Here is an 11,293-nt window from a genome sequence, read left to right as displayed (position 1 = left end):
ATTCGGCCTGGTGCGCTCTTATGAATCGGAAGATTCTGGCGGTACATCTTCCGTCTCCCGAGCGAACCAGGCCGTCGCTTTTGCTAAAATATCCCGCTCTTGCTTCACCTGACGCAATTTCTTGCGCAGCTTGCGAAGCTCCTCTCGTTCGTCGGTGGAGAGCCCTTCTGCGCTCTTTCCATCGTCTCGATCAGCTTTCCTTATCCAGTTTCGAATGGTCTGCTCGGTCGACTGGCTCCTCGGCCAGTTCCGAAGGCTTCCGCCCGTTTCGAGCAAGTTCGACAATTCGGTTTCTGAATTCATCAGGGTATGGTGGACGGGTTCTTGGCATGGTTGATCTCGGTCGGTGAGTAAAGTGAAGGAATGTCCACCAAACCGGGTCAGGTCCAATTTCTTGTGCTCGCAAATCTGAAGGGAAGACCGCTCTGGTACAAAGCGTGGGCAGTCACGGCGGGACTCGCCGCGCTGTTCGTGGTTGTCCGCTTGTTCTACACCGACGAGCTGCAGCGAATCGATCATGCGCTGCTAGCTTTCGCACTTGTTTCAGGTCTTCTCAACTCATTTCTGGTTTCGTCAGAGGATACGGATACACAGATGTCGCAGAAAAAGAGAGGGATCATCATTGCCGTTTGCTTCGGGGCTGGAATTATCGCGGCGCTGATCCTCTGAGGGCCGACGATATTTGAAGTGAGATGAGCACTATAACTCTGCGCTACAGCTGAAAATGGGCGCACGCTTTTTTAGGCGAGTACAGCCAAGCGGGTTCGGCTTCGCTGGTCGAGAGTGGCGTCACCAGCGAACGGAAACTTCGTCCATCGACTCTGTCCTAACGGAGCGAGTTCTATATGATGGTTTCCTGCCCATTTCAGCTGAGCGATCAAGTCCCGAACGTTGTGTAATTGGCGTTCTGCCAGGATGCAAGGTTAGACCGCCCCGGGGGCAGTTGCAGCAAGTTCTTCAGCCTCCAGCTCTTGGGTTTGGTGGATAGCTTTCCACTCGAAGAACGCATCCATGGTCAGGTACCGTCTGCCGGTGGACCACTCCTCGTGCGTCTCTGCACAGAGGGCTCCGACGAGCCGCTTGACGGACTCCAAATTCGGAAAGATGCGGATCACCTTCTCTCGCCGACGGATCTCTTCGATAAAGCGCTCCACCATGTTGGTTGTCCGGAGGCGGCGCCGATACTTTCCGGGCAGAGCCAGTACGGCAGTGGCGTCGAAGAGGCCGCCCTCGAGCACCTTGAGTGCCTCCGGCGCTTTTTTCTCGATCTCTCCGGAGACTTCCTCGAACCGTCGCTGCATATCGCTTGGGGATGAGGCCTTCAGAAGCTGGTCCAACAGCTGGTGCATTCGATCGCGGTGGTCGGAAGGCGTCTGGTCAATCACGTTCCGGCGGAAGTGCGCCTGACATCGCTGCCAGATAAGGCCAGGGAAGGCTTCTCGAAGCGCCTGAACGAGCCCGTCGTGTGCGTCGCTGGTAGCGAGCTCGACGCCGGAGAGGCCTCGACGCTTGAGCCCACGGATGAATCGGCGCCACCCTTCGGCTGTCTCTCCAAAGGCCGTCTCAAGGCCTAGAATCTCCCGTTGCCCCGTCTCATTGATACCTACCGCCAGCATTACGGTCGTCGATCGTACTGCTCCCTGACGCCGAACCTTCAGGTGCATTGCGTCCAGCACCAAGAACGGATAGTCCTGCTCCTCCAGGGAGCGTGAGGCCCAGGCCTCGACCTGCTCGTCCAACTCGCCGGTAAGCCGAGAGACTGTCGACTTGCTGAACTCTCGCCCGCACAGCTCGGTGGTAATTTCTTTGACTCTGCGGGTGCTCACACCTTGAACAACCATCTGCATCAGGGCCAGAACCAGCGCCTTCTCCGATCGCTGATAGCGCTGGAAGAGGGCCGTCTGAAACTCACCTTCTCGGTCTCGGGGCACCTCCAGCTCAAGCCTGCCGACCCGCGTGGTCAGCTTCCGCTGATAGCTCCCGTTGCGGTAGCCTTGCCGATCGTCGGTCCGTTCCTCTGGGCTGGCCCCGAGACAGAAGGTCATTTCGGCCTGCAGAATTTGGTTCAGGATTGGCTCCAGCAAGGCAGCCATGCCTCGGTCACCACGGAGCAACTCTTGGATCTTCTCGTCGTCGATGCTAATCTCAAAGGTGGCCATCGTCAGTATGTCGGTTGGTTCGATTAGGTCTCGTTTCCAACCTGACAGAACGCGATGGCTTTGTCTATCTGCCTGCTCAATTACACAAAATTAGGGACACAACCAGCTGAGCTCGGTCGTTATCCTTCACTGCATTACTACTCATAACTCCAATCGGATATGACCACACCAGACACAAGTAACGAACCCGCACCCACTAGGCTCAGCGCGCTTTCCAAGACTCTTCTGTTCGTCTCCATAGTCCTCGCAGGCTTTCTTTTTGGGACCGGATTCGCAAACCTCATGGATGAAGGCAGCAATTGGTTACAGATCACGAAAGTGGTCGTCGCCGCTCTGCTCGCCCTCTGTGTCGGCTACGTTTTCGTAGAAAGTAGGAAGTGTTGACTGGACTATAGAATTTCTCCGCGGTACTGTAGGCTGCTGTCTGAACAGAGAGGGAACTGTCACGTCGGTCTTCGCCAATCGGCATCCATTCTCGCCACCAGTGGTCGATTGTAGCGCTGGAAAGAGAACGAAAACCTGACAAACCGCTCTTGACTGACTACCAGGACGACTTCCGTAGGTTGCCCTGCAGGGCATAACACTTCACTGCAGTACACGACGGGCTGTTGCCGTTTTCGAAAGGTGGTGGCTACCCAATTTTCTTTATACGTTTTGAAGCCCGTCGCGGCTCGATGTCCACGTTTGCGGCACTGGGTTATTTGCGGCACTGGGTCGGCTGGAAAAGAGGTCATAGATAAGTTTCCCGTCAGCTACCATCCTCCGCTGTTCTCTCGGGTAGACAGATGGATCAAGAAATATGTCGGCTATAAATATGTGGACCATTGCTCTCTTCGCTGGGATTATCTTGCTCGTTGTTGGAGGTTTGAAACGGAAAACGGATTGGGGAAAGCCGGTCGCTGTCTTGGGGGCCGTCACGGTTGGCGTCTCGCTATTTGTTGCCGGACCTGACATGATTGGCGACTTCCTCCGAGGGTTCAACGACGGATACAATGCAGCCAACCCGGACGTCCCGACAGATGCCACCAGCCAGTAGTCATGACCGTCAGCGCCCTTCCGTAAAGCCCTTCAGCAAGGAAGACGCCGCATAGCCCTGCGCTGGAGGTGACGCTGAGCTCTGCCGCCATTAGTCGGGGGACTGTCGGGCGATCCAAGTTCATTCATCTGGAGTGGCGACACGAGCAGGTGGAAACTCCGGTCAGCGTTATATTCCCAGCCGGGCTGATTCCCAGCCGGACTGGTTTTTCTGCCGGTTTCCCGCACCCCGCCCCTCAGCTTCTGCGTCATACCGCTTCTCTCTCGACGCCATGATTTTGACGATCCACACGCTTTTCGGAGTTGTGGCGCTGATCTCGGGCGCCTGGAACCTGGCCGCCATGAAAGGAACGAAGCGGCACCGTGCGGTCGGGTGGGTCTACGTCGGTTCGATGACCGGCCTCATCCTCACCTCGTTCGGCATCTTTGAGCTGTTCGGCGGCTTCGGGCCGTTTCACGCCCTGTCACTCGTGAGCGGAGGCACGCTTGCAATCGCCATCTACTTCCCGCTTCGGCGCAGGCACCACGAGGGCTGGATGGTTCAGCACTACTTCTGGATCGCATATTCCTATGTCGGGCTCGTCATGGCAACGGGATCCCACCTTTTCGAATATGGGCCGTCGGGGTGGCCCTTCTGGGCACGTGCGGTGCTTTACTGGGGCGTCCCGTACGTCGTGGGATCGGCGCTTATCTTCGGCCGGCGGGCCACGATCCTGGGCGAGGTCCGGGAGCGCAGCTCTACCGAAGGCACGGCATAACACGGCGTTGTAGCCAGCGAAGGACCAGTGCAAATTTCAACCGCTGAGGGTAAAGCGCTTCGCCTTCATGGATCAGAGGTGGCCACACGATCGAATGGCACGATCAAGTGGGAAGTGACCACACAATCAAGTGACCACACAGTTAAGTGACCACACAATCAAACGGATAGATGGCCAAACAGATGGATGGCCAAACAGATGGATGACCGCCATGAGCTGCCGTCGTGCCGGTTACCGGCATTTTCCTGGCCCCTCGCGAGCTAGGTTCGATCGATGTGGCGCTGCGCTACCGACCGCCTTCGCAAAGACCCTTCGATGTATTGGAGTGAACCCGATATAACGGACAGGTGACCGCTTTCACACTGCGGCAAGTGGTCGACGCTCTGGGAGGAGCGTTTGTTCTTGGGAGTCGTGGATTTTCTCGTAGCCCGTTGGTGAGTGATAATCGATTGCGGAGTGCCGGCGGTGTGGGTTGTAGAAGCCCTCGATATAATCGAAGACCATGAGGCGAGCCTCCGACCTGTTGGAGAACGATTCCTGCTCGATCAGCTCACATTCGAGCGTCGCAAAGAAGGATTCAGCCATCGCATTGTCGAAGCAATCCCCTACCGATCCCATCGATGGGCGGACGCCTTCGTCTTTGCACCGCTTCCCGAAGGCGATTGCCGCGTACTGTGAGCCCTGATCGGAGTGGTGAATCGTCTCCTCCGGACTGCGCTGCTGGGCGGCCATGTCCAGGGCTTCAACCACGAGTTCGGTGCGTAGGTGAGATGCCATCGCCCAGCCGACGATTCGCCTACTGAACGCGTCGAGCACGACTGACAGGTACAAGTAGCCCGAATCGGTCGGGACGTAGGTGATGTCGGCCACCCAGAGTTCATCAGGCCCAGAGGCAGTAAAGTCACGATCGACGAGGTCCGGAGCAGGCCGAACCCCAGCCCTCCGAACTGTCGTAGAGGGCCGCTTTCGGCGACTAACACCTTTCAGGCCCGCCGCTTTCATCAGGCGAGCGACCCGCTTTTTGCCAATGCGGGTGCCTTCCGCCCGCAACTCGGCGTGGATCCGACAGGCCCCATAAGTGCCCCTTGATCGGTCGTGTATTTCCTTGATTCTCTTGGTCAATATCACGTCCTCTCGGGCCCGCTTGGAGGGAGGTCGGCTCCGCCACGCATAGTAGCCGCTCCTGGACACACCAAGAACACGGCACATGGCGGCAACTGGAAATTCGGCCTGGTGCGCATCTATGAATCGGAAGATTTTGGCGGTACATCGCCGGTCTCCCGTGCGAACCAGGCCGTCGCTTTTGCCAGGATATCCCGCTCCTGCTGCAACGCGCGGAGCTTTTTCCGAAGCTGACGGATCTCCTCCTTCTCTTCGGTGGTCGGTCCATCGGAACAGGCCCCTTCATCCCGATCAGCTTGCTTCAGCCAATTGCGGATCGTTGTCTGGGTCGGTTCGAACTCTTCGGCCAGTTCTTTGGGCGTTCGCCCATTCCGGGCAAGCTCGACAATCTTTTCTCTGAACTTCTGTGGGTACGGCGGACGTGTACGGGGCATAAGTGGTACGTATCGATTTGGAAAGTGAAGGAACGTCCATCGTACCGGGTTTGCTCCATATCTGCGCTTTTCAGAGCTACTTACCAGCATGAATGCTACGCTCTTTTTGAGTTTTGTCTTCTACGCGCTCTTCACCATCGGCGCGACCGCTGCTGTGGTGTTGACTGTCAAAGCACTCCGGCGCATCGCCAGAAACCATGAGAGGTCGGTAGCTCTGTTGGAAGAACTCGTTCAACAGCAGAAAAGTGAGCACCCAGGCTCTGGACCGCAGCCCCCCGATACTTCAGGATCCTCCGCCACGTAACCCCACGGCCGCACAACCCCACGGTTGCACAACCCCACGGTCACGTGACCTCACGCTTTAGCGGACACGGGGCGGCGGAATGTCAGGGCGATAGCCGCGAGCTCCGACAGCATTCTGGCCCGCTGAGCTCAGGCCGTTATGTGGCCCCTGGCTGGTTTATCTCAAAAGAAAATCCCAGAAGAGAACCTGAGGCGAGCCCAGATAAGTCCATGGCTCCACGGCTCACAGCTCTGCTCCTTCTCGCTTTCCTCGTGCATCCTGTCCAGGCTCAGGAACCTGGAAAGGTGTCTGGCGGCAAGTCCCCTGCGATGGATTTCTCGGGGATCGATCACGTCTACCGAGTTGCCTCGGTTCTGAATCAGGGGCAAAGTCCAGGCCGCAAGCAGTGGAACGAACTTCTGTCCGCGCCGGGCTACCATCACTACTTCAGGGATCAGGGCCGCGATTCCGATTCGTTTAAGCGGCTCATGCGTCTGGTCTTCAGTCCTTCAGAAGAGAAAGCGCTCCAGGACGCTCTGGCGACTCTCCAGGGAGACCTTCGCTCCGAGTTGCGCCCCCTCCATGTGCTTCTCGCCGCCCCGTAGCGATAAGGCACAACATTCAGCTCAACGCAATGCGAACTGCTTCCCCATTTTCGTTGCGGACCGTTCTTTGCCTCGCCGGTCTATTGCTTATGGTCTCCCTCCCTGCCCCAGCACAGGAGACAAGTTCGGATACGACTATCGTTGGGGTTTGGTCGGCTGAGGAAGCCTACTTCCGTCCCGTGATCCGACTTGAGCGAGCCGCGGATGGATCGCTGGTCGCGTTCTTGGCCAACAATGCCCAGGAGAAGGGCGCGCCCTTCTCCTTGGCTCGTCTCCGTAGTGACAGCCTCGTTCTGCAGTCCGATCGGATGAGTGCTCAGTTCGAGGGCCTCGTATCGGTCGAACAGCGGGTCATAGAGGGGACGTGGAGCCAGGGACAGCGCTCGGCAACTCTCACCCTGACGCCGGTCGAGAAGGCCACTGCCAGTGAGACCGCCTCTACAACTCCGACTCGCCCCCAGCATCCAGAGCGGCCCTATCCCTATCGCACCGAAGAGATCACGTTTAAGAGCGACGCGGACGGCGTGACGCTCGCGGGAATCCTCTCTAGGCCGGAAGAAGAGGGGCCCCACCCTGCCGTGGTGCTTCTTCAGGGATCGGGGGAAAACGGGCGGGACTACGCCTACCAGGGTCATAAATTCTTCCTGGTTCTCGCCGACCACCTGACCCGCCAGGGAATTGCCGTCCTGCGCTACGACCTGCGCGGTGTAGGAGAGTCAGAGGGACGCCTGTCGGGGGCGAGTTTTGAGGACCTTGCCCGCGACGCAGCGTCTGCCCTCCGCTTTCTGAAGAACCATCCTGGCGTTGACCCGACCCGTGTCGGTCTGATCGGGCACAGCATGGGCGGGATGATCGCTCCCCGGATCCACAACCAATTTGAGCAGGCAGCATTCCTCGCCCTGCTGGCCCCGCCGAGCCTGCCTGGCCACCAGGTGCTCTCCAGGCAGCGGGCGCGAATTGCTGACGCCTCGGGGGCTTCGCCCGCCGACGTCGATTCAATCCGCAGGCAGGCGCGCCAAGTGTTCGAGATTATTCGGTCCGACCAAGACTCTGCGGATGTAGCCTCGCAGCTCAGGCCGATTCTGCAGGAAGGGAGTGCCCGGCAGGAAGGGAGTGCCCGGAGTGATCGGCTCCAGTTGAAGGTTGAGGCCAACACGTCTCCGTGGTTCAGAGATTTTGCTCGCCATGATCCCCGGCCCGCTCTTCGACAGGTGGACGTGCCAGTCCTTGCGCTTTTTGGAGGGCGAGACCTGCTGGTGCCCCCTCAGCAAAACGCGCCCCCAATGCGCGCTGCACTTGCGGACAGCCTGCCGGACCGCGTGTCGGTTCGCGTGTCGGTTCGCGTACTGGAAGAACTCAACCACCGGATGCAGCCGGCGAAAACAGAGCAGTCTAGCGAGGTCAGAGAGATTGAGACGACCGTCGCGCCAGAGGTTCTAGAGCAACTCACCAAGTGGATTCGAGAACATGCCGGATTCGAGTAGAGGCGTGACACGATAGACTGGGCACACAGCACGACTACTGCACCTGAACCCGGGCTGTTGCTGTTTCCGTGTGCTGTCGGTAGAGCAGTTCATTTCTGCCAGTCGGAAGTGACGAAATGAGCGGATGAAAACCTGCTTGAACGGAGTCGTTCAGTCGGTCTGAATCGAAAAAACCTTTTCCTACGCCCGGGTGAGGTGAGCGTCCATATTATGGCTCGCCTCCAGCGCTGCCCCCTGCGTCCACAGCTACTCGACGATTGGAGATGGGGCACGGCTTGCACGATCCGCTGACAAGTCGGAAGTGGCACTCCTTGACATTCTGGCCGCTGGTGCCGAGCCTGCAAACCGACAAGTGGTAAAAAATTACCAATAGTCACCTGCGCTACCATGGATGAGTCTCTTCATCCTGAGCTCAGTCGACGAGAGCGGCAGATCATGACGGTCGTGTACCGGGAGGAACGGGCGACTGCGGAAGAAATCCGCAGTGCCCTGCCCGACCCACCCAGCAACTCGGCAGTTCGGGCCACCATCCGCATCCTTGAAGACAAGGGGGTCCTCACCCACGAAAAGGAGGGGCGGACGCACGTCTATTATCCCACTACTCCCCCGGACGAGGCGGCCCAGTCCGCCCTTGAGCAGCTCAAGCAGACGTTTTTTGAGGGATCGGCCTCGAAGGCCGTGTCGACGCTCTTGTCCAGTGCGGATCTTTCCGAGGAGGAGCTGGACGAAATTTCCCGCCTCATCAATCGTGCCCGCAGCCAAGACAATTCATCGTGATGCCTTCTGTCTTACCTTCCGGAGCCGCTGCTCCTGTGCTCTCAATTCTCATCGAAGGGGCCCTCCTCCTCGGCCTCACCGCCGGGCTTGCAGGGCTGCTCCGCACCCAGGCCGCAGCGTACCGGCATGCCGTGTGGGCCCTTGGACTGGGGGTAGTCCTTCTGCTTCCCCTGGCTGAGGGGACCCTCCCCGGATGGTCCTCCTCCTGGTCGAATGTGGTTTCTTCCCCCTCCCCGGACGTGACCGTCACCGAGCAGCGGGCGGAGCGCCCTGCGCCGGGAACGGAAACGGCAGGCGTGAAACCAGTATCACCCGGCCAGGAGCGCACGTTGCAGTCGGACGCTTCCCGTTCCGGGGATGGAGACCAGGGAGCAGCCTCGTTCTTTTCCCTTGGAACAGTGGACGGGCAGGGTTGGGCCCGAGTGCTCCTGATCATTTGGGCACTCGGGGCAACTGTGGCCTTGACGTGGGTTGTCGCGGGGATCGTGCAGATGTCTCGGTGGACACGGCAGGCCACCCCGTTGGACTCGGAGGGGTGGACCGCGCCGCTCGGCTGGGCCCGGCGTCAAATTCAGGTTGAGCAGGCGATCCGCCTGTACCGGTCGAACGCGGTGTCCGTCCCGACAACCTTCGGTGTCGTTCAGCCCGTGATTCTGCTCCCTAAGTCCGCCCAGGCGTGGGACGAACAGCGCCGGCGGACCGTCCTGCTTCACGAGCTCGCCCACGTGAAGCGCAAAGACATTCTGGCAAACCTCGTGGGCCAGCTCGCCTGCGCGGTCCACTGGCTTAATCCGCTTGCCTGGTACGGGGCGCGCCGGCTCCGATTTGAGCGCGAACGGGCCTGCGACGACCGGGTACTGGCGACCGGAACCTCCCCGATCGACTACGCGGATCACCTCGTGTCGGTGGCCCGCGAAGCCAGCGGGATGACTCCGTTTCAGGGCGCGCTGGCGATGGCCGCCCCCTCGGCCCTGAAGAAGCGGGTCGAGTCCCTTCTCTCAGGTACGATTCCAAGGGGCGTTCCCTCCCGGACCTGCGTGACCCTCCTCGCCATTTCCCTGCTCGCAGCCACCGTCGTGCTGGGAGGCGCTCAACCGATCTCCCCGGCGCCGGCCGCGGGGCCCACTCCGTCCGCCTCTCCACCCAACGTCCTGAAAGAGCCCGTACAGGTCGGTACGGCGATGTGCGATCCGGCCAACACATCTCTCCCGACGCAATCCCGGTTCGAAGCGGCCTGCGAGCAGCGCAGGTACCGACTTCCCTCCGCCGGAGCCCTCGCGCTCCGCAGTGGCGCGTACGGGCCCGTGGTGGTTGAGGCGTGGGACTCCTCTGCCGTGGCGCTGGAGGCGACCATCGTAACCCGCCAGTCGGCCCGACCGGACGCCGCCGAAGCCCTCTCAAAGGTTCGCCTCCATCTGGAAGGAGACACGATTCGGGCAAACGGTCCCACAGGTGATGCTCAGGGATGGTGGTCGGTCGACTACCGGCTCAGGGTCCCACGACAGGCTTCCCTCGACCTGAAGACCTACAGCGGAAGCATTCAGGTTCGAAACGTCACTGGGGACCTCCGTCTGACGTCGGATCACGGCGACCTGACGGTTGACCTACCGCCGGAGATCGGGGCTCGGCTTCGTGCGCAAACGGATTACGGTGACATTGACGTGGGCTTTCCGATTACGGTGCAGGGGACGGTCACCGAGGAGCTGAACACGACCATTGGGGACGGGGAAGCCGAGGTGCGGCTCGCGACGGGGAGCGATATTACCGTCCGTCGCGCCTCCTCTCCAACGGACGGGGCGCCGTAGCACAACCTTCCTGACCAGCCCCCGACAGATCCTTCGGTTGCGGGGGGAGGGGCGCTCAGCACTCATTATTTACCCACAGTGCCTTCGCTCGACACGTCATCTCGCAGCCTCCCCGCTTCCAACGCTTTCCGTTTCAACGTCTCCTCCTTGCAGTCACGGCTGCGTGGGCCGTTCTCGCTGGTTGTGCGGGCGAGCCCGCCTGGGACCAAGAGGACGCTGCGGTGATTCACGCCCGGTATCAGGACGTCGACATCGACTATTTCTTCGACGCGCCTCCGGACGACCCCACGCCCCAGCATCCCTTCTATCGGGGCCTGAAGGCTAAGATCGACAGCCGCCTCGACGACGCTGAGCGCCACCTGGAGGCGGCCACGGACGCGGTGCCCGACTCTCTGCGCCCGTTTGTGTACGAACGATTGCGCGACATCAACGAGCGCAGTTATGACTGGGACGATGCGGTCCGGTATCGTTCCCGCACCGACCCCGCGTTTACGCCCGACTCGAAGCTGGGGCAGTTGTTCGCCGAGCGACCCGTACCTGACGTAAAGACCGCATCGGACACGGTGACGGTCCCGCTCGACCGCCTCTGGGTAGAGGGCCACATCAACGGGATCGACCGCTCGATTCCGGTGATGCTGGACACGGGGGCACCGGGGATGGGAGTGAATCTCCCCACCGCTTTTGTCGAGCAGTACGACCTGCCGGTCGACACAACAGTCGCCGTGGGGCGAAGCATCGTCCCGGCCCTCGGCATCGATGCACCTAAGTATCAAGTCCAGATCTGGAGCAAACCCGGTACGATGGACGTTCCTTCACTTTCCAAATCGATAC

9 protein-coding genes and 1 pseudogene are annotated in these 11,293 nt (G+C 60.0%); 7 read left to right on the top strand and 3 right to left on the bottom strand.

Annotation, left to right across the window (positions count from 1 at the left end):
- A pseudogene (locus tag B7R93_RS15805) lies at nucleotides 1–331 on the bottom strand (transposase); the annotation flags it as partial.
- Between the two features lie 32 nt (nucleotides 332–363).
- Between B7R93_RS15805 and B7R93_RS07085 the strand changes: the two are divergent.
- The gene (locus tag B7R93_RS07085; protein WP_103020116.1) at nucleotides 364–669 is read left to right on the top strand and encodes a hypothetical protein; all 306 of its coding nucleotides are present in this window, start codon (nucleotides 364–366) and stop codon (nucleotides 667–669) included.
- Nucleotides 670–923: 254 nt separating this feature from the next.
- Here the strand turns inward: B7R93_RS07085 and B7R93_RS07080 are convergent, their stop codons facing one another.
- Nucleotides 924–2,159: an IS256 family transposase gene (locus B7R93_RS07080; protein ID WP_198598615.1), complete on the bottom strand. Its 1,236-nt coding sequence runs from the start codon at nucleotides 2,157–2,159 to the stop codon at nucleotides 924–926.
- Between the two features lie 1,307 nt (nucleotides 2,160–3,466).
- Between B7R93_RS07080 and B7R93_RS07065 the strand changes: the two genes are divergently transcribed.
- Nucleotides 3,467–3,952 carry a DUF2306 domain-containing protein gene (locus B7R93_RS07065; RefSeq protein ID WP_103020113.1) on the top strand — a complete coding sequence of 162 codons (486 nt, stop codon included), beginning with the start codon at nucleotides 3,467–3,469 and terminating at the stop codon, nucleotides 3,950–3,952.
- Between the two features lie 357 nt (nucleotides 3,953–4,309).
- Here B7R93_RS07065 and B7R93_RS07060 read toward each other — a convergent pair.
- Nucleotides 4,310–5,508, bottom strand: a protein-coding gene (locus B7R93_RS07060) for an IS3 family transposase (protein ID WP_103020049.1) whose coding sequence is annotated in 2 segments (ribosomal slippage) — nucleotides 4,310–5,250 and nucleotides 5,250–5,508 — 1,200 coding nt in all. Because the reading frame shifts where the segments join, the coding sequence is not laid out codon by codon here.
- A 612-nt stretch (nucleotides 5,509–6,120) separates the two neighbouring features.
- Between B7R93_RS07060 and B7R93_RS07055 the strand changes: the two genes are divergently transcribed.
- From B7R93_RS07055 to B7R93_RS07035, 5 genes are all read left to right on the top strand, one after another.
- The gene (locus B7R93_RS07055; protein WP_157942234.1) at nucleotides 6,121–6,396 is read left to right on the top strand and encodes a hypothetical protein; all 276 of its coding nucleotides are present in this window, start codon (nucleotides 6,121–6,123) and stop codon (nucleotides 6,394–6,396) included.
- 179 nt (nucleotides 6,397–6,575) lie between these two features.
- Nucleotides 6,576–7,880, top strand: coding sequence for an alpha/beta hydrolase family protein (locus B7R93_RS07050; protein WP_157942233.1), 1,305 nt, complete (start codon nucleotides 6,576–6,578; stop codon nucleotides 7,878–7,880).
- A 387-nt stretch (nucleotides 7,881–8,267) separates the two neighbouring features.
- On the top strand, nucleotides 8,268–8,657 hold the full coding sequence (locus tag B7R93_RS07045) for a BlaI/MecI/CopY family transcriptional regulator (protein ID WP_103020110.1): 390 nt from the start codon (nucleotides 8,268–8,270) through the stop codon (nucleotides 8,655–8,657).
- Nucleotides 8,657–10,462, top strand: coding sequence for a M56 family metallopeptidase (locus B7R93_RS07040; RefSeq protein ID WP_103020109.1), 1,806 nt, complete (start codon nucleotides 8,657–8,659; stop codon nucleotides 10,460–10,462). Before B7R93_RS07045 ends, B7R93_RS07040 begins: the two co-directional genes overlap by 1 nt.
- A 221-nt stretch (nucleotides 10,463–10,683) precedes the next feature.
- A partial coding sequence (locus B7R93_RS07035) for a hypothetical protein (protein ID WP_157942232.1) occupies nucleotides 10,684–11,293 on the top strand: 610 nt, incomplete at its 3' end.

Source organism: Salinibacter altiplanensis (genome assembly GCF_002894645.1).
Taxonomy (GTDB): domain Bacteria; phylum Bacteroidota; class Rhodothermia; order Rhodothermales; family Salinibacteraceae; genus Salinibacter; species Salinibacter altiplanensis.
Note: the sequence above shows the minus strand (reverse complement) of the source record. Positions and strands in the feature narration are given on the sequence as shown.

Bases quoted from the DNA above. Each gene is read 5' to 3' on its own strand.
- B7R93_RS07080 (WP_198598615.1), bottom strand. From the start codon at position 2,159: ATGGCCACCTTTGAGATTAGCATCGACGACGAGAAGATCCAAGAGTTG.
- B7R93_RS07045 (WP_103020110.1), top strand. From the start codon at position 8,268: ATGGATGAGTCTCTTCATCCTGAGCTCAGTCGACGAGAGCGGCAGATC.
- B7R93_RS07065 (WP_103020113.1), top strand. From the start codon at position 3,467: ATGATTTTGACGATCCACACGCTTTTCGGAGTTGTGGCGCTGATCTCG.
- B7R93_RS07040 (WP_103020109.1), top strand. From the start codon at position 8,657: ATGCCTTCTGTCTTACCTTCCGGAGCCGCTGCTCCTGTGCTCTCAATT.
- B7R93_RS07055 (WP_157942234.1), top strand. From the start codon at position 6,121: ATGGATTTCTCGGGGATCGATCACGTCTACCGAGTTGCCTCGGTTCTG.
- B7R93_RS07085 (WP_103020116.1), top strand. From the start codon at position 364: ATGTCCACCAAACCGGGTCAGGTCCAATTTCTTGTGCTCGCAAATCTG.